We start from the raw sequence: 17678 nt of genomic DNA, 5'->3' as shown, positions 1-17678 counted from the left end.
AGGTGTGTTGTGCTGCGGTCAGGGCTGGGCTTCGAAGCCGGATTCAGCCGCGCAAGCGACTGCCGTTCCCGACGATCAACGCACCGAGCACCAGCAATGCGGCGGCGCCCATGAACGTCGCGGCAATAGAGAGGTGATCCAGCAGCAGGCCACCCAGGGCGCCACCGACCATGATCGACAGCTGGATCGCCGCAACCAGCAAGCCGCCTCCGCTCTCCGGGTCATCACTGACGCTTTTGCTGAGCCAGGTTGACCACGCCACCGGAATGGCGGCGTTCAGCCCGCCCCAGCAGATCATCGCCACGGCGACGCCAGGCTTCAGGTGGCCGAACAGCAGCATCAACAGCGTCACCGTCGCCAGCAGCCATGGCAGCCAGCGCAACAGCGCATACATCCGGTCACTCACCAGCGCCGTCCCCGCATAGGTGCCGGCAAAACCCGCTACACCGAGCCCCAGCAAGAAGAGCGACAGCTGCGGGGTGGTCGCGTGCGTGTAGGTTTCAAGGAACGGCCGAAAGTAGGTGAAGGCCGAGAACGCACCGGCGAAGGTCAACATCACCGCCATCATGCCGAACGCCACGTGGCGACGACGCAGCAGCGCGAACAATTGACGGACCGAGCCCGCCGACTTGGGCGGCATGGACGGAAGGCTGATCCACTGCCACAGCAGGTTGATCAGCACCAGCGGAACCAGTCCCCAGAACACGCCTCTCCACCCGATGATGCCGCCCAGGTAGCTGCCGATGGGTGCCGCAAATGCCGTGGCGATGGCATTGCCGGTGAAAATGATGCCGAGGGCTTTGGGCACGGTGTCGGATGGCACGAGCCGCATGACGGTCGCCGTGGACAGTGCCCAGAACCCGCCGATGGCAATCCCCAGCACGGCGCGCGCAATCATCAGGATCAGGAAGCTCGGCGCCTCGGCAATCAGGATCAGCGAGGCCAGCATCAGGCTGGTCAAGCCGATCAACACGTACCGACGATCAATGCGCCCGGCGATGACCGACATGAACAGGCTGGTGAAGACGGCAAACAGTCCCGAAATGGAGATCGCCTGGCCGGCCATCCCTTGGGTCGCGCCGAGGTCCGAGGCAATCGGTGTCAGCAGGCTGACCGGCATGAATTCGGATGAGATGAGCATGGCCACACACATGGCCATCGCCCCTACGGCGCTCCACACACCTCGATCTGGCCTGGCAATTTCAGGCTCGGCTCTTTGTAGCTCAGCAGTACGCATTCATACCCTCGACACGTGTCCGGCCCGTGCAGTCGCCTCACGCCAGGGTGATGTGCAACAGACGCCGGTTTTGATGGATTGAGTGGCGTCACGGTACAGGCGCGCTCCGCCCTCGCCTATCGGGGGTACGTGTGATGCGGTGATGAGCAATGCTCACTAATGACAGGAAGCGGAGCACTCTGTGGGACCGGCTTTAGCCGGGAAAGCGTCAGGCGTCCCGGTTTGAGCCGTTGCGGATCAGCCCAGCGGCGCGATATCCCGGATCATGTCGATCAGCAGACGCAGCCCCAGCGGTTGCTGGCGATAGCTGGAGTAGTAGATGTGGAACCCCGGGCTCACGCACGCCCAATCCTCAAGGACGAGCTTAAGGGAACCGCTCTTCACATAAGGTGCGAGGATCGGTTCAGCGGCGTAAATCAGTCCGCTCCCTTCACAGGCCAATGCAATCGCGATTCGGGTCTCGTCGAGAATCACGCCACCGAACACCGGGACCGCCAGCTGCACGCCTTCTTTCTCGAATTCCCAGTCGTAAAGTTTGCCGGTGCCGACCTTGAACTTGAGGCAGCGATGCTGCTTCAGGTCTTCAGGGTGAACGGGAGTGCCCCACTTGCGCAGATAGTCGGGCGTGCCGGCGACCAGCCAGCGCACATCCGGCGACAGCCGATGGGCAATCATCCCTTCCGGCACGGTCGCGCCAAAGCGCATGCCGGCGTCGAACCCCCCCTCTACGACATCGACCATGCTGTTGGAGATCGAAATATCCACTTCGATGTCCGGGTAACGCTCACCGAACAGCGGCAGTACGGGCGCCAGCAGCAACAGGGCGGCGTCGCTGAACACATTCAGCCTGATCCTCCCCGTGGGCTCGTCCCGGTAACGGTTGAGCACCTCCATCGCTTGGTCGATGCGGTCGATGGGCTCACGAATCGACGCCAGCAACTCCTGACCGGCAGCGGTCAACGTGACATTGCGGGTGGTCCGGTTCAGCAAGCGCACGCCAAGCCTGGCTTCCAGCGCCTTGATGGCATGGCTGAGGGCCGACGGGCTGATGCCGACTTCCAATCCCGCACGGCTGAAACTCAAATGCCGGGCGACGGCCAGGAAGTACATGAAATCGGCGAGGTTGGCACGGGTGAGCTGCATCATCTACCTACGCAAGGTGTGAATCGGACCGGCAATGAACGGGTCGATCAACCCGAATGCGTGCGTTGCGCGGAGTATATCCGGGTTGACCGGCCGCTTTAGACGAGCTTGGCTCATTACTGCGCTGAGGGTCACTCAGCAGTCAACGCGTGTCGGGCAAGGATCATCGGGAGGCCTCGTACCGGGCAGCGGAACGGGCTCCATCCACTCCACATTCTGGCCATTGAGGGATTCCTGGATCGCCATGTGGGTCATGCCCGTGCGGGCCGTGGCCCCGTGCCAATGCTTGACGCCGGGCGGCGTCCAGATCACGTCTCCCGGACGAATCACCTGTTTCTCCCCGCCTTGTTGCTGCACCCAGCCCGAGCCTGCGGTCACCACCAGCGTTTGCCCCAACGGATGCGTGTGCCAGGCGGAACGCGCCCCCGGCTCGAACGTGACATAGGCCGCCGTGACCCGGGACGGCTCATGGGCGGATACCAAGGGATCGATGCGCACCGTGCCGACGAACATCGCCGGGCTCCCGAGAATCGAGGATTGCGAGCCGTTCTGGCCGAGCGTCATGGCGGGAGTGCTGTCGTCCGCCTGAACCTTGGCGAGCATCAGCATCATCCCCAGCGTGGTGATTGCTGCGACTGTGTGCATGGGCGAGCTCCTGGGTGAATGAGATGTCCTCATCAACCTAATTCACGCTGCAGCGATGTACTACAGGGCCCTGTGACAAACAGCAGTGAGCGATGCTCATGAATTCAGGCTGATCACCCCTCTCCCGAAATGCACAACACTGCAAAGGTGTTCAACGCCACGACGGCGCCGTTAGCCCTGCTCAGGGGTGAATAAATAAGACCGTTTCAAGTAATCGGCAATCGCCGCCAATGCCTGCGCCGGGGAATTGAGCGCGGTATCTACGGTGAAGGGGTCTGTGTCCCGAGATTCATACTCATGATTCAGCACGGATTGCCAGGTAGGAGGCGTCAGCCCCGGGATATCGACCTGCCTGGTCTCCACCCTGCGTCGATGCTCCGTCCTGTCGGAACAGATGACCTGAAGATTCACCAATGGAGCACCGAATCGAGAGGATATGGCGCTCCATTCTCTTCGGCTTTCAAGCACGGGATTCACACAATCGACAACCACCGTGCCGCCCAAATCAAGGTTGCTGGCCGCCAACCCGTAGGCAATCAGATAACCCGTGCGGCCCACATCCCGCGCAAAATCCGGCGAATCACGAAGGGCTTGTTCAATCGTATCGATACGCACATAAACAGCACCCAGCGTTGCGGCCAGACCCTTGGCGATGGTCGTCTTACCGGTACCGGGCAGACCACTGAAGACGATGAGCATTTGAGGCCCCCATAGGATGTGCTGTTCAAGCAGGCTAATTTACTCCTGTGAGGGATGCCAACGCCGCCGGTGGTGTTCAAGATCAAATAAATCAGACCCTTTGAATATTCCCGCTGCTGGAGTTGTTTCGCAAAAAGGCGCAGAGCTATCAGGCACGCTGGGACTGGTTGCGCGTTGTTGAGCGCGAGCCCGATTGCGGTCTCCAGGAAGGTTTCAAGAACCCCGCGCCAGCGCGCTTAAGTGACGCCAGACTTAAGTAAACCGGCCCGTTTTAAAAAACGTGACGTCAATTTACCGACTGCAGATTTACGCTCTAATCCCCCGAAAACCCAAAACCGTCATATTCCCGACGAAACGCACTTTCACCGCATTGCCTTCTGCCATCACCTCCCCTCAGAATCGCCACACACCCGCTGTCCCGCGCCGTGATTTGCCAAAAAGGAATGAGAGCAATGAAGAGCATCTTTGTGGTTGTGATGAGTATGTGTTCCGGTGCGGAAGGATGTGTGGACGAGAACCAGCCGACGGCGTATTCGACCCGCGCAGAATGCATGGAGAGCGTCGCGCTGATGCCGACGAGGAAAGGCATCAAATACCACTGTTCTTCGGTGCCTCAGGTGCTGATCACGCAGCAGCGTCGCACCACCAAAAACCACCTCGTGACCAACTCCGCCGAAGCGTCTGTCCGCCCTTGAGCGGCAACGCCGGGTCGGGATAAAACCGGCCCGGCGCAGTTCATTCCTGCAGCAGCTGATTCAGCCGGCGGCCACCACGGTGATTTCCACCAGCAAATCCGGCGCGGCCAGACGTGATTCCACGGTGGCCCGCGCGGGTGCGTGCCCTTCCGGTGCCCAGGCGTCCCAGACTTCATTCATGCCGGCGAAATTCGCCGCGATGTCCGAGAGCCAGACCTGTGCGGTGAGAATCCGCGTCTTGTCCAGGCCGGCCTTGGCCAGATAGTTGTCGATCTTCTCCAGCACTTGCGCGGTCTGTCCCTTGATGTCGAGGGTACGATCCGTCGCGGTCTGGCCGCCAAGGAAGGTAAAGCCATTGCACTGCACGACACGGCTCATGCGTTGGTTGGTTTCGATACGGTTGATTTCCAGCATGTGAACTCCTGATGGGTCGGTGGGTGTACGGAGTCAACGGGCCACTGACGGTACGTTGACCGGGATGTGGGCGTTGTTGAGGCGTGTCTTATCAAAGCGGGCGCTATCAAAGCGTCCTATGTCGAATGCCTCCAGCGAAATGTCCGAATGCTCGCCAAGGATCTGCTGGGCCAGGCGCTTGCCGGTGCCGGGGCCCATCTGGAAACCGCTGCCGCAGAATCCGAACGAATAGCTGAGGTGACTGGCCTTGCGGCTGGCCCCTATCACCGGCAGGTCATCAGCGGTAAACGCTTCGACGCCGGCCCAGACCCGATTGACGCCCAAGTGCTTGAGGTGGGGAAACAGGTCGGTGACGGTCCTCGCGCTGATGCCCAGGCGCGCCAGATCCACTTCGCCGTGGCGCGCCGGGAAATCCACGCTGCCAATCAGCTTGCCGCCAATCACCACGGTGCCGTTGGCGAATTGCTTGAACGACAGCGAGCGACCCGTTGCGCCCAGCACCGGCGCGCAAAACGGCGCGACGCGGTGGGTCACCATCAGCATCAGGCCCTCGGGATGAGCCGGCACCGATTCGCCCACCTGTTCTGCCAGCTCCCGCGCCCAGGCACCGGCGGTGATGACCAGATGCCCGGCGCTGAACACCCCGGCGGGCGTGGTGACCTGCCATCCACTGCCCCGCTGCTCGATGCGCTGCGCCGGCGTCGTTTCAAGCACTTTCACGCCGAGCTTTTCGGCCGCCAGCCGAAAGCTCGTCACCGTCTTGTAGGGAATGGCGTAGCCGTCGTCCTTGACCCAGATGCCGCCGACCACATGCCGGGCGACAGTCGGAATGATCTCGAACACCTGTTGAGCGTCGATCAGCACTTCGTGGGTGAAGCCGAGGCGCTGCAGATGTTCGACGCGCTGTCGGCATTCGTGGAGTTCTGCAGCGGTTTCCGCGAGTTTGAGTTGGCCGCTGGGGACGAAACCGCCGTCATCGCCCAGCGTCTGGACAAGGTCGTGCCAGAGTTCGCGGGACGACAGCGCCAGCGGGATTTCCGCCTCGTGACGGCCCAGGGTTCGAACCCCGCCTGCGTTGACCCCGGAGGCATGACGGCCGCAGTAATCAGCCTCCAGCACCGTGACCTCAACGCCGCGCTGGGCCAGATGCAGTGCGGTGCTCAGTCCATGAATGCCGCCGCCTATCACCAGCACGTCGCTGTGCCTTGCCCGCGCCTCACTCACCGGCCAGTTCCCCCAGGGTGATGGGCTTGATCGGCGGGCGAATGCGGTAGTAGCCGACTTCCGCCGCCGACACGCCGCGGGCCTTGGCGATCACTTCGGTCACCGTCAGGCCGCACATCCGCCCCTGACAAGGGCCCATGCCGCAGCGGCCGAAGGATTTGGCCTGATTGGGCCCGGCGCAGCCCAGGGCGACGAACTTGCGCAGGTCCCCCGCGGTGACTTCCTCGCAGCGGCACACGATGACTTCATCGGCGGGAATGCGGTTCGCTTCCTTCGGCTGATAGAGCGCATCGAGAAACGGCCGAATGCGCAGGTTCAACGCCAGCTTTTCACGCAGGGGCGCAGCGCGTTGATCACGCTGAACGGCATCGAACGTCCCCAGCCGTTGCCCGATGCCCAGCGCCGCCAACTCCCCCTGCAGCGCCGCAGCCTGGGCACCGCCAATGCCGGCACCGTCACCGGCAACGAACATCCCCGGCACGTCCAGCTCACCCCACGGGTCGATCACCGGGCTGAAGCACAGCTGGTCGACGTCCCAGTGATGGCGTGCGCGCAACGACTGACTGAATTGAATGTTGGGCACCACGCCCTGATGCAGCAGCACGCAGCGCGCCGCAATACGCTGAGCCTTGCCGCCGACGGTGAAGGTCAACGCGGTGACGGCTTGGTCCCCTCCTATCGCCAGGTGCTCGGCGCCGGTGTGGTGCGCGATGCGGGCGCTGCGCAGGCTGCGCATCAACTCCAGGCCCTTGCGCAAGTACGGCCAGGCGCGCAACGCCGCGAACAGATGACGCCGGGCCCGCCAGTAATCTTCGGGGCGCGTGGTGTCGACCAAGGCCTTGATCGGCACGCCGGCGCGCAGGTATTGCCAGCCCAGCAGATACAGCAGCGGGCCGCAGCCGGCCAGGACCACCGGCTCGGTCGGGGCCAGGCCCGCACTTTTCAGCAGAATCTGCGCAGCACCTGCGCTCATGACGCCGGGCAAGGTCCAGCCCGGGATCGGAAACGGCCGTTCCATGGCGCCAGTGGCGAGCAACACGGCCTTGGCCTGCAGGGTGCGCAAACGCCCGTCGCGCAGGTAGCTGACCTGATGATCCCGGGTCACCTGCCAGACCGCCGCGCCGTGTTCATAGCGCACCGACGAAGACGCCAGGGCCTGGGCCAGGACGTTGCCATGGGCGTAGTCCGCGCCAAGAAGGTCCCGCCGCGACAGGGGCGCGAGGGTGATGCCGCGATAAATCTGCCCGCCCGGGCTGCCCTGCTCGTCCAGCAGCACCACCTGCAGGCCGAACCCGGCCAAGGCCACCGCGCCTGCCATGCCGGCGGCACCTGCGCCCACGACGACCACGTCCACCGCTTCCACGACACCGCCAAAATGATCATTCATGACTGCACCTCGACGGTCTGCACACTGGCGGTCTGCACATCGCCGGGTTGGAAAATCAGGTCGCGAGCGCCTTCCTGGGAACGGATGCGCATGCCGTCCGCCACGTCGATCAGGCAGCTCTGGCGATTGGGTACGCCGTCGATGTCCACCAGACACTCGAAGCACACGCCCATCATGCAATACGGCGCCCGGGGCGATTCGCTCACCGGCGTCGCGCGAAAGCGGTTGATGCCCGACATCAGCAGCGCCGCGGCCACGCTGATGCCCGCCGGCACCTCAAGGGATTGGTCGTTGAAGCTGAGGCTGACAGTCCGCGTTGACCTGACTTCACTCGTGACCGGTTGAAACAGCGAATCAGTGCGCATGGGAAAACACCTTGTCAGTCAGGAAACGCTCGCCGGCAAATACGCCGAGCTCGTCGGGCATCGCACCGCCCATCACCCAGGGCGCGATGCGCAGGGCATGGGCGGCGGCCAGGGTCACGCCGCTGTGGCAAGTCACCACGAAGGCGCCCGGGTGGCTGGCCGATTGCTGATAGATGGGGAAGCCGTCGGGGCTCAGAACCCGCAGCGCCGCCCAGGCACGAATCAGCCGCACCTCCCGCAGTAGCGGAAAGGTCGCCACGCCGCGCCGGGCAATGGCTTCCAGCACCTGGGTGGAGGTGCTGTCGTCGTACCCCACCTCCTCCATCGAATCGCCCAGCTGAACGGTGCCTTCGTCGGTCTGCCGAACATGGACCGTCGGGTGATCGAGAAACGGCCGCACCCGCTCGCTGACCAGCACTTGGCCGCGATTCGGCGCCACCGGCGCATGCAGGCCCACCTGCCGGGCCAGCCGCGGATTGCCCAGGCCGGCAGCGAGTACCACCCGTGGCGCGATGAAGCGTTGAGTGCCGGCGGTGACGCAAAACTCACCTGTCGCGCCGTCGATGCGATCCACCTGAATGCCGCCGTGAAACCGCGCGCCTTTGGCCTGGGCCGAGGTGTGCAGCGCGCGCAGCAGTTTCAGCGGATTAACGTGACCGTCCTGGGGCGTGTAGCTGGCGCCCACCACGGAGGGGCCGATTAACGGCAGGCGCGCTTTGAGTTCAGCGGCGTCGAGCATCTGGAACGGGTAATCGCCGAGGGCGTCCTGCAGGGTTTGCAGGCGTGACTGTCTCTCGATCAGCTCCTCGTCGCTGAAGCACATATGGAAGCCACCGGGCTGGTGGAGCTGCACGTCCACGCCGCTGTCGGCCATCAGCGCCCGAGCGAAGTCCGGCCAGCGGGTCGCTGACGACTGCGTCCAGCGCGAATAGTCCGGCAGGTCGTGGCCCTTGCCCTGGACCCAGACCAGCCCGAAATTGCCCCGCGAGGCGCGAAACGCATCGTCGCCCTGGTCCAGCACCACGGTGTCGGCGCCGCTGCGGGCCAGGCCGTAAGCGACTGCCGTCCCCACCAACCCGCCACCGATGACGATCACGTCCGACTGAATGTCCCTCTGTGTGCCCTGGCTCATTTGCCTTCTCCAATCAACACCCGGTCCAATCCGACCATTCGGTCCAATATCAGCATCAGCAGCAACGTGCCGACGATCAGCACCGTTGAAACCGCCGTGATCAGCGGGTCGATGGTCTGGGAAATCTGGTTGTACATCGCCACCGGCAGCGTGGTGGTGCCGGGGGTGGCGACGAACACGGTCATGGTCAGTTCGTCGAAGCTCTGGATGAACGCGAGCATCCAGCCGCCGACCACCCCGGTGCGAATCCGCGGCAGCACCACCCGGTAGAACGCCGTCCAGCGACTGGCACCGAGTGACAGCGCGGCGTGCTCGATGTCCCGCTCAAGGCCGATGGTCGAGGCCAGCGTCAGGCGCAACGCATAGGGCAGCACGACAATCACGTGGGTCAGGGTCAGCGCCCAGAACGAGCCGCCGATCTGCGCCAGGGAAAAGAAGCGCAGGAACGCGATGCCGAGGACCACTGACGGAATCATCAGCGGCGACAGCAAAAAGCCGGTGACCGCGCCCCGGCCAGGAAAGTCATAACGGCTGATGGCCAGTGCCGCCGGAATCGCCAGCAGCGCGGCAATGGTCGCCGACGCCAGGCCGAGTTTGATCGACAAGGCAAAGGCATCAAGCATTTCCTGATTGTCCGCCAGCGCCCGGAACCAGCGCAGCGAAAGGCCTTCGGTGGGCAGCGACAGGTAGCCCTTGCTGGTAAACGCCATGGCCATCACCACCACCAGCGGCGCGACGATGAACGTGACGAACAGGGCATGGAACAGCAGCGAGAAAAATCCGTTCTTGTGCATGGTCGGCTACTCGAAGACTTGCTTGAACCGGCGCTCGGCCAATTTGCTGCAACCCAGAATGATGATCAGATTCGCCAGCAGCAGAAGCATCGCGATGGCCGCGCCGAGGGGCCAGTTGAGGGTGCCGAGGAACTCGTCGTACGCCGCCGTCGCCACCACTTTCAGGCGCCGCCCGCCGATGATCGCCGGGGTGGCGAAGGCCGAGGCAGCCAGGGCAAAGACGATGATCGAGCCGGACAGCACGCCGGGCATGATCTGCGGCAGGATGATCCGGCGGAACACCGTCAACCGCGACGCGCCAAGGGAAAGGCCCGCCCACTCCACTTGAAGGTCCAGCCGTTGCAGTGTCGCCCAGACGGCAATGACCATGAACGGCACCAGCACGTGGGTCAGGGCGATGACCACGCCCACCTGGGTAAACAGCATTTTCACCGGTTGGTCGGTGATGCCCAGGGCTTGCAGGGCATCGTTGATCAGGCCGTTGTTGCCTAGCAGAATCGCCCAGCCCAGGGTCCGCACCACCACGGAAATCAGCAGCGGACCCAGCACCACCAGCAGGAACAGCGAACGCCAGCGCGGCGCCATGCGCGCAATGATGATGGTTTCCGGAATACCCAGCAGCACACACAACACCGTGACTGCGAGGGCCATGCCACCGGTGCGCAGGAATATCTCGTGGAAGTAGTCGTCCTTGAACACCTCCAGGTAATTGCCAAGGCTGTAGCTCGGCACCACGCCGTCAGTGTCGCTGAACAGGTTCAACGACAGCACGGCGGTCAGCAACAAGGGCGCCAGCAACAGCGCGATGAACACCAGCAATGCCGGGCCGCTCAGCAGCCACGGCGCCACGCCTACCCGTTCGGCGTCATACCTGGCCATGGGCGACCTCCCGGTCCAGCAGGCGCAGGTCGTCGTCGGACCAGTCCAGCCCGACCTCGCTGCCCTCCTCCGGCGGCGGTGTGCCGAGGTTGGGCAGGGTCATATGCACCAGCCCCAGGCGACTTTCCACCGCCATCAACCACAGGTTGCCGAGAAACACCCGCAGCCTGACGCGTCCGGAAAACCGTCCGCTGCCCAGCGCCACCAAACGGATTTTTTCCGGACGGATGTAGACGTTGACGTCATTGCCCAGCGTGCGGTCTTCGTGGGGCACGTGCATCAGCGTGTCGTGGACCTGCACGTGGCAGCAGCGGTCGTTACGCAATTGCACCGCGCCAGCGAAGGCGTTGGTCTTGCCGAGGAACGCCGAAGCGAAGGGCGAATGCGGCCGCTCGTAGGCTTCGAACGGCGTGTCGATCTGCACGATGCGGCCCTTCTGCATCACCGCGATGCGGTCGCTCATGGTCATGGCTTCGACCTGATCGTGGGTGACCAGAATGGTGGTGATGCCCAGCTCGCGCTGAATCGCCCGCAGTTCGATGTGCATCTCTTCGCGCAGCTTGGCGTCAAGGTTGGACATCGGCTCGTCGAGCAACAGCAGGTTCGGGCGGATCGCCAATGCGCGGGCGATCGCCACCCGCTGGCGCTGCCCGCCTGACAGGGCTTTCGGATAACGCTCACCGAGGCCGGCGAGGCGTACCAGATCCAGCGCTTCATCGACGCGCTTGCCGCGCTCGGCCGTGGGCACGCCGCGCATCTCCAGGCCGAAGCTGATGTTCTGCGCCACGGTCATGTGCGGAAACAACGCATAGCTCTGGAACACGATGCCCAGCCCGCGCTGTTCAGGCCGGACGTGGGTGATGTCACGGCCGTCGAGAACGATACGACCTTCCGTGGGCTGTACGAATCCGGCGATGGATTGCAGGGTGGTGGTCTTGCCGCACCCGGACGGGCCGAGCAAGGCGATGAACTCGCCGTGCCGGACTTCCAGGTTCAAACCGTCAATGGCCCTGAACGTGCCGTAGGTCTTGACGATGCCTTCGAGGGTGAGAAATGCCATGGGCGTGCCACGCAGGCGGACCTGCGTCTCCAGAAGGGTGCTGGGGAAGATCGGCGTGTACGTCGATCAGCGACTGTCGATCAGCGAGAGCAATCGGTGACGCTAGCGCTCGACGGTGCGGTTCCAGCGCGTGGTCCACTCGCTGCGCTGCTGGTTGATGGTTTCCCAATCGACCTTGATCAGCGCGTTGACCTTCTCCGGCCCGTACGGCATGCGCGCGGCGACATCATCCGGCAGCTTGACGGTCTGGTTCACCGGCGCGAAGCCGTTCTCCCGCGCCTGGATTTCCTGCACTTCAGGGGACAGCACGTACTGAATGAACGCCTGGGCCAGTTCGGATTGCGCGTTGGGGGTCACGCTGCACGCGGCGACCTGCAAGGCGATGCCGCCTTCCTTCGGGTAGATGAATTTGAGCGGAAAGCCGGTGCCCTGCAACGCCACGGCCCGACCGCTGCCGTACACCGCCATGACGATGTCGCCGTTCTGCATCATCCCGTCCATCTCGCCCGGCGCCGACACCCACGCGAGCACGTTAGGACCGATTTCGTCCTTCAGCGCCTTGAAGCCGGGGTCGATGTTTTTCTCGCCGCCGCCCCTCAGCCGGGCCATTTCCACCAGCGTGTGCAGGCCATAAGTGTTGGTCACCGGCGGCATGCCGAGCAATTGTTTGAAGCGTGGGTCAGTGAGGTTTTCCCAGGAATCCGGTGCCGCCCAGCCGCGCTTCTTGAACGCCTCTTCGTTGTAGCCGATGCCGGTGGCCACCACGCCGATCCCCGTGGCTTCAGGGCTCAGCCGTGCCAGCGGATAGAGGTCCTTGTAGATCGGCGCATCGCTGAGCTTTTCGCACAGGCCCATCTGCAACGCCTGGTACATCGGGCCGTCGTCCATCATCGCGACGTTGATCTGCTGACGGCCTTTCTGCGCCTGGAGCTTGGCCAGGGTTTCCGTGGAGTTGCCGGCGACGTAGACGACTTTGACGTTGTGTTGTTTTTCGAAGGCGGGAATGACGCGGTTCTTGTACATCTGCTCGGTGGAGCCGCCGACGCCGGCCACGTACAGCGTGGTCTCGGCGAAGACGGGTGCGCTGCCAACGGCGGCAAGCGTCAGGGCAACGGCCATGGCACTGCGGTGGAAGGGACGAAACGGTCGTGCTGCTGAGGAAAGGTCGAGGCTATTCACAGACTATCTCCGAAGTGCATGGGGGCAGATCGAACAATGCGTCAGTCGCTTCGGTGTGAACCGAAGCCATGCATGCAGCGTGCATGCTCCCGGCGAATCCATCGCGGGGTGGCGCATCTTCATGTGCGCTATGGGTGGCTGGTTCGAGTATTGCGACGGGGCGTCCATATGGTCAAATACGGATATAGGCCTTAGTTATTCATATTTGATATGGAGCGCGACATGAACCTGAGACAGATCGAAGCCTTCCGCAGCGTCATGCGCCTGGGTTCCATGACCGCTGCCGCCGAGGTGCTGTTTACCTCGCAGCCCAACATCAGCCGGCTGATTGCCCAACTGGAACTCAGCACCGGGTTGACCCTGTTCAAGCGCGCCGGCGTCAGGCTGATGCCGACTCAGGAGGGTCAGGCCTTCTTTCAGGAAGTCGAGCGCGCCTACGTCGGGCTGGACAGCCTCAAGCTGTCGGCGAAGAACATCCGCAATCTGGGCACGGGCCGCTTGCGGGTGGCGGCAGTACCTTCCACCGGCATGAGCATGATGCCCCGGGTGCTCAAGGCGTTTACCGAGACGCGACCGGAGCTGACGGTGTCTCTGCACGTGAACTCCTCGCCCACCGTCGAGCAGTGGGTAAAGTCGCAGTTCTGCGATGTGGGGATTGTGGTGCACCCCGGCGATGTCGACAGTCAGCAGATCGAGCTGCTCAGCGAAGTGGCTGCGGTGTGCGTGTTGCCGGCGTCCCATCCCTTGGCAAGCCGAACGCAGATCACCTTCACCGATCTGGAGGGAGAGACCTTTGTGTCGCTGTGCCACGGCGACGGCACCCGGGCGCTGGTGGACGGTCTGTTCGAGCAGGCCGGCGTGGAGCGGGTTATGACCGTGGAGGCGCAGTACAGCGCCATCAATTGCGAGATGGTGGCGCTGGGCATGGGCATCACCCTCGCCCACCCGCTGGTGGCCCGGGATTATCGCCACCGCGATATCGTCATCCGCCCGTTTGTGCCGCAGATCCTCTTCCCCACCTACGTCATGTGGGCACCGGCCCAAGTGCGGACGAAATTGTCCGAAGAGTTCGTTGACACGCTGAAAGCGTTCTACCGGGACATCGTTTTTTAGGAGCACGCCGCGGCAGCGCCCCCCTTCAGACACCGATCGACTGTAGGAGCGTGGCTTGTCCCGCGATCTGGCGCGCAGCGGCAGCATTCCAGGCGCCGCATTCCGTCAGGCGAAGCGGGTCCAAAGGTTTCACGACCGGTCCCCGGCCGATCGCGGGACAAGCCACGCTCCTACAGAACCTGCGTGGGCCGCGTGCTTAGGGTTCCAGAGATTCATTGGAGGACGGCGGGAGTAGCGTTCAATGCCCGGCATAAAAAAAGGCCGTGACGCACATCGGCGTCACGGCCTTTTCCACACGTCAATCAATCAATTCAGACGGAACGCGATCACGCTGTCGCCCAACGTGGTGCCGAGCGAGCCGTGCCCGCCGGCGGAGATGACGACGTACTGCTTGCCGTCGCTGCCCAGGTAGGTCGAAGGCGTCGCCTGACCGCCCGCCGGCAGCTCCTTCTCCCAGAGCACGTCACCGGTGTTGATGTCGTACGCGCGGATGAAGTTGTCCGCCGTGGCGCCATGGAACACCACGCCCCCCGCCGTCACCAGCGGACCGCCGTGGGCGACCATGCCCATCGGGAAGCCGATCGGGAAGCGGCCCGGCAGGAAGCTGGTTTTGAGGTTCTGGGTGGTGCCGGTGCGGCGCATCCACGCGGTTTTGCCGGTGGTCAGGTCCACCCCGACCATGCGGCCCCACGGCGGCGCAATGCACGGCACCCCCAGCGCCGAAGCGAACTGCTTGATCCGAATCGCGTAGTCGCCGTTGAAGTTCTCGTTCCAGTACGGCGTACCGTCCTGGGTGAACAGCCGCTTCTCGGCGGTTTCCGGGGTGCGCTTGATCAGGTGATAGGTGTAGGCCAGGCGTACTGGTGCGGCGATCAGAATCTGGCGATCCGGATCCACCGCCACCGAGCCCCAGTTGAACGCCCCGATGTTGCCGGGGAAGATCAACGAACCCTGCTCGGTGCTCGGCGTCCACGGGTTGCCGTCGTAGCGCAGCGTGTTGTAGGTCGTGCGGCAGGCCATCTGATCGAAGGGCGTCAGGCCCCACATCGATTTCTCGCTCAGGGGTTCCGGGATGAAGTTGATGTTCGACACCGGCTGGGTCGGCGCGAAATGCTCGCCCGGCACGCCACCCTGGGTCGACACATTGACCTGATCGACCGGGACAATCGGTTCCCCGGTCAGGCGGTTGAGCACGAAAATATTGCCCACTTTGGTTGGCAACAACAGCGCCGGTTGCTGGCTGCCCTCTTTGCCCACGTCCATCAGGGTCGGCTGCGACGGGTTATCGCGGTCCCACAGGTCGTTGTTCGAGGACTGGAATTTCCACTTGAACGCACCGGTGTTCAGGTCCAGCGCCACCAGCGTGTCTCGGAATTTTTCCGTGTTGCTGTTCGGGTCGCGGTTAATGCCCAGCTCGTCTGGCGAGGCATTGCCGAACGGCACGAACACCAAGCCGTTTTTCATGTCGGCGCTCAACGTGCCCCACGCCACGGGTGTGTCCTGCGGGTAGGTCTGTTCGGCGGCAATGGGCTGGGTCAAGTCCGGGTTGGCCGGGTCGAAGTTCCACACCAGCGTGCCGGTCACAGCGTTGTAGGCGCGGATCACACCCGACGGGTTGCCATCGTTGTAGCCGTTGTCCATCACCGAACCACCGACGATGACCAGATCACCGGCGATCAGCGGCGCAGCGGTCTGCATCAGCGCATGGGGACGGATCTCGCCCATGTTGGTGCTGAGATCGATCACCCCGTTGTCGCCGAAATCGCTGCACAGCGTGCCGGTGTCAGCGTCCAGGGCCACCAGTTTTGCGTCCGCAGTGGCCGTGATGATGCGCTTGGCGCACTGGCTCGATGGGGTGGCTACAGCGGTTGCGGCCGGCGCGTAGTAACTGACGCCACGGCAGGTCTGATGCTGCTGCAGGTACGAACGGTTTTTCTCCGGCGCCCACTTCCAGTCCGGCTTGCCGGTTTCGGGGTTCAGCGCGTGCACTTCGTTGTGCGCCGTGCAGACGTACACCCGGTTGTTGACCTTCAACGGCGTGGCTTCGAAGGTGTACTCGCCGGCGTCTTTGGCGGCATCGCGCAGATCGCCGGTGTGGTATTCCCACGCCACGGTCAGTTTCTTCACGTTGCCGGCATTGATCTGGTCAAGGCTGGAGAAACGCTGACCGCTGTTGGTGCCGCCATAGGCCACCCAGTCATTACCGGCTTCACCCGTGCTGCGGGTCGCCAGCGGGGTGTCGATCCTGCCGGCCACCGGGTAAGGGTCGTAGAACATCACCGCCAGCACGATCAGCATCATCACGCCGACGGTGCCGCCCAGAAACGGATGGAAGCGGCGGCTGTCGCCCGGGTTCTGCGCCTTGTACAGCGGGCGCACCACCCACGGCAGCGCCAGCCACAGACCCAGCAGTGCGAACAGGTCGCCGCGCGGAATCCACTGCCATTTGTCGAAGCCGACCTCGTAGACGATCCAGATCAGAATCGCCCACATCAGCAGCGCATACACCGTCAGCGCCGACTGCTTTTTCAGGATCAGCAGCACCGCCGAGGCCAATACCGCGAGGGCGATCATCGAGTACGCCGCCGAGCCGCCGGCGGCCACCAGTTGCGCACCCATGTACAACAGGGCAATGGCGAAAATCGCCATCACCGCCCCAGTCACTCTCAAGATCATTGTTGGTTTTCCGTGTTGGGGCCGGTGATGGCTCCCGAGTGGGAAGTGGGCGAAAGCGGGAGGTCCGAGCCGCCCGTTCGCAAGCGTTCCCGACCATACTAGCGCCCACACCCTGCGCCACAAAAACCTTTGTGCCCCTTTCCGAATGTCTGACGCAGGGCTTTTAGCGTTAGGGGTGGTTGCGGGTGTAAAGGGACGACGGCACTGGCGTGCTTATTAACTCATGAGAGAGGCGCACTTTTACAGCGCCCACGGTTCAGCGGTCGCCAGTATTTCTCCAGAGACTCCTGATCAGTTCACATTAAACTTTGGGCGCAGTCACTCACATAATGAGCGACACAGAAGTGCTATTAACCGCCAAAGATGACGAATATGTATCCGCAACTAAGGCGGCTATGCAGTCGTCTGAATGGTCGAGGATTCCTCAGCGCGGAGAGAGCTTACCAGCAACCTAAACCTAATAGCAATTAGGTTTTCGATACGGCAAGTCAAGCTATGGTTTTGCTCTGTTATTGGCAATAATCATCTCTTTAATTCGTTTAAAGGGGCGTTTTGTTGCGGTGAATCAAGATTATCGGTCTTCAGCTCAGCACTGCACACTCTTCGGAAACCTTCCTGAACGGGCCTTTTCGATCACCGCTCGTCTAATTAAAAATTAATCTTGCAAACGCTGAACTTATCAGTAGATTCCGCAGACTTAACGTTCGTCCTGTTCTCACAGGGCGGGTTTGCGCGTTCATTTAATTTCCACACCCCATCAATCGAGAAACAATCGATGAATAGAACCATGCTGTCTGTGTGCAGCGTCGTGCTTTTCGGCGCCTGCAGTTTTGCTGCTGTTGCGGCGGACTCCACGTCCACTCAAAACGCAACTTCTGCAGAAACAATTCGCGCCCAAGTTGAGAAACAGCGCGACCAGCTTTCCGGCGTTGACAAGGTTGCCGTGCCAGCTACCCAGACTTCGTCCGCCGTGCTCGATGCGCCGGTCGATACCGGTGACGCGCCGGTACTGGTGCAGAAGCCATGACCGAACCAC

General features: G+C 62.8%; 17 protein-coding genes. 3 read left to right on the top strand and 14 right to left on the bottom strand.

The features are described 5' to 3' along the window. Window positions 1-43: 43 nt before the first annotated feature. The 4 genes from BBI10_RS18310 to BBI10_RS18295 form a co-directional block, all read right to left on the bottom strand. Complete coding sequence (locus BBI10_RS18310; RefSeq protein ID WP_279615258.1) at window positions 44-1153, bottom strand: MFS transporter; 1110 nt, start codon at window positions 1151-1153, stop codon at window positions 44-46. A gap of 321 nt (window positions 1154-1474) precedes the next feature. After that, window positions 1475-2380: a LysR family transcriptional regulator gene (locus tag BBI10_RS18305; RefSeq protein WP_065990892.1), complete on the bottom strand. Its 906-nt coding sequence runs from the start codon at window positions 2378-2380 to the stop codon at window positions 1475-1477. A gap of 135 nt (window positions 2381-2515) precedes the next feature. After that, the gene (locus BBI10_RS18300) at window positions 2516-2944 is read right to left on the bottom strand and encodes a (R)-mandelonitrile lyase (protein WP_141695220.1); all 429 of its coding nucleotides are present in this window, start codon (window positions 2942-2944) and stop codon (window positions 2516-2518) included. 252 nt (window positions 2945-3196) lie between these two features. Further along, window positions 3197-3724, bottom strand: coding sequence for an AAA family ATPase (locus BBI10_RS18295; protein ID WP_065990814.1), 528 nt, complete (start codon window positions 3722-3724; stop codon window positions 3197-3199). Window positions 3725-4176: 452 nt separating this feature from the next. Here BBI10_RS18295 and BBI10_RS18290 point away from each other — a divergent pair, with 452 nt between their 5' ends. Next, window positions 4177-4419, top strand: coding sequence for a hypothetical protein (locus BBI10_RS18290; protein WP_065990812.1), 243 nt, complete (start codon window positions 4177-4179; stop codon window positions 4417-4419). A gap of 60 nt (window positions 4420-4479) precedes the next feature. Here the strand turns inward: BBI10_RS18290 and BBI10_RS18285 are convergent, their stop codons facing one another. The 9 genes from BBI10_RS18285 to BBI10_RS18245 form a co-directional block, all read right to left on the bottom strand. Beyond that, window positions 4480-4830: a RidA family protein gene (locus BBI10_RS18285; RefSeq protein WP_407073248.1), complete on the bottom strand. Its 351-nt coding sequence runs from the start codon at window positions 4828-4830 to the stop codon at window positions 4480-4482. Between the two features lie 36 nt (window positions 4831-4866). Beyond that, window positions 4867-6027: an NAD(P)/FAD-dependent oxidoreductase gene (locus tag BBI10_RS18280; RefSeq protein ID WP_244160387.1), complete on the bottom strand. Its 1161-nt coding sequence runs from the start codon at window positions 6025-6027 to the stop codon at window positions 4867-4869. Window positions 6028-6049: 22 nt separating this feature from the next. Next, complete coding sequence (locus BBI10_RS18275) at window positions 6050-7444, bottom strand: NAD(P)/FAD-dependent oxidoreductase (RefSeq protein WP_065990808.1); 1395 nt, start codon at window positions 7442-7444, stop codon at window positions 6050-6052. Beyond that, a complete protein-coding gene (locus BBI10_RS18270; RefSeq protein WP_065990806.1) occupies window positions 7441-7809 on the bottom strand; it encodes a (2Fe-2S)-binding protein in 369 nt (122 codons plus the stop codon). Before BBI10_RS18270 ends, BBI10_RS18275 begins: the two co-directional genes overlap by 4 nt. Continuing rightward, window positions 7799-8941 (bottom strand): NAD(P)/FAD-dependent oxidoreductase, encoded by a 1143-nt coding sequence (locus BBI10_RS18265; protein WP_065990805.1) that lies wholly within the window; start codon window positions 8939-8941, stop codon window positions 7799-7801. The genes BBI10_RS18270 and BBI10_RS18265 overlap by 11 nt, the downstream gene beginning before the upstream one ends. Next, window positions 8938-9735 (bottom strand): ABC transporter permease, encoded by a 798-nt coding sequence (locus tag BBI10_RS18260; RefSeq protein ID WP_065990804.1) that lies wholly within the window; start codon window positions 9733-9735, stop codon window positions 8938-8940. The genes BBI10_RS18265 and BBI10_RS18260 overlap by 4 nt, the downstream gene beginning before the upstream one ends. Before the next feature lie 6 nt (window positions 9736-9741). Beyond that, window positions 9742-10614, bottom strand: coding sequence for an ABC transporter permease (locus BBI10_RS18255; RefSeq protein ID WP_065990802.1), 873 nt, complete (start codon window positions 10612-10614; stop codon window positions 9742-9744). Next, complete coding sequence (locus tag BBI10_RS18250) at window positions 10601-11674, bottom strand: ABC transporter ATP-binding protein (protein WP_065990800.1); 1074 nt, start codon at window positions 11672-11674, stop codon at window positions 10601-10603. Before BBI10_RS18250 ends, BBI10_RS18255 begins: the two co-directional genes overlap by 14 nt. Before the next feature lie 102 nt (window positions 11675-11776). After that, window positions 11777-12853: an ABC transporter substrate-binding protein gene (locus BBI10_RS18245; RefSeq protein WP_244160386.1), complete on the bottom strand. Its 1077-nt coding sequence runs from the start codon at window positions 12851-12853 to the stop codon at window positions 11777-11779. Between the two features lie 222 nt (window positions 12854-13075). On the opposite strand from BBI10_RS18245, the gene BBI10_RS18240 reads away from it, so the two are divergent. After that, complete coding sequence (locus tag BBI10_RS18240; RefSeq protein ID WP_065990796.1) at window positions 13076-13966, top strand: LysR substrate-binding domain-containing protein; 891 nt, start codon at window positions 13076-13078, stop codon at window positions 13964-13966. A gap of 306 nt (window positions 13967-14272) precedes the next feature. Here BBI10_RS18240 and BBI10_RS18235 read toward each other — a convergent pair whose 3' ends face one another. Continuing rightward, window positions 14273-16642 carry a membrane-bound PQQ-dependent dehydrogenase, glucose/quinate/shikimate family gene (locus BBI10_RS18235; protein ID WP_065990793.1) on the bottom strand — a complete coding sequence of 790 codons (2370 nt, stop codon included), beginning with the start codon at window positions 16640-16642 and terminating at the stop codon, window positions 14273-14275. Window positions 16643-17303: 661 nt separating this feature from the next. Here BBI10_RS18235 and BBI10_RS18230 point away from each other — a divergent pair. Further along, window positions 17304-17669: a hypothetical protein gene (locus tag BBI10_RS18230; protein WP_432213755.1), complete on the top strand. Its 366-nt coding sequence runs from the start codon at window positions 17304-17306 to the stop codon at window positions 17667-17669. The last annotated feature ends 9 nt before the right edge of the window (window positions 17670-17678 follow it).

Origin of the sequence: Pseudomonas graminis (genome assembly GCF_001705435.1) — a bacterium.
Lineage (GTDB): Bacteria > Pseudomonadota > Gammaproteobacteria > Pseudomonadales > Pseudomonadaceae > Aquipseudomonas > Aquipseudomonas graminis_B.
The sequence above is the reverse complement of the archived record's forward strand: the minus strand, read 5'-3'. Positions and strand labels throughout refer to the sequence as shown.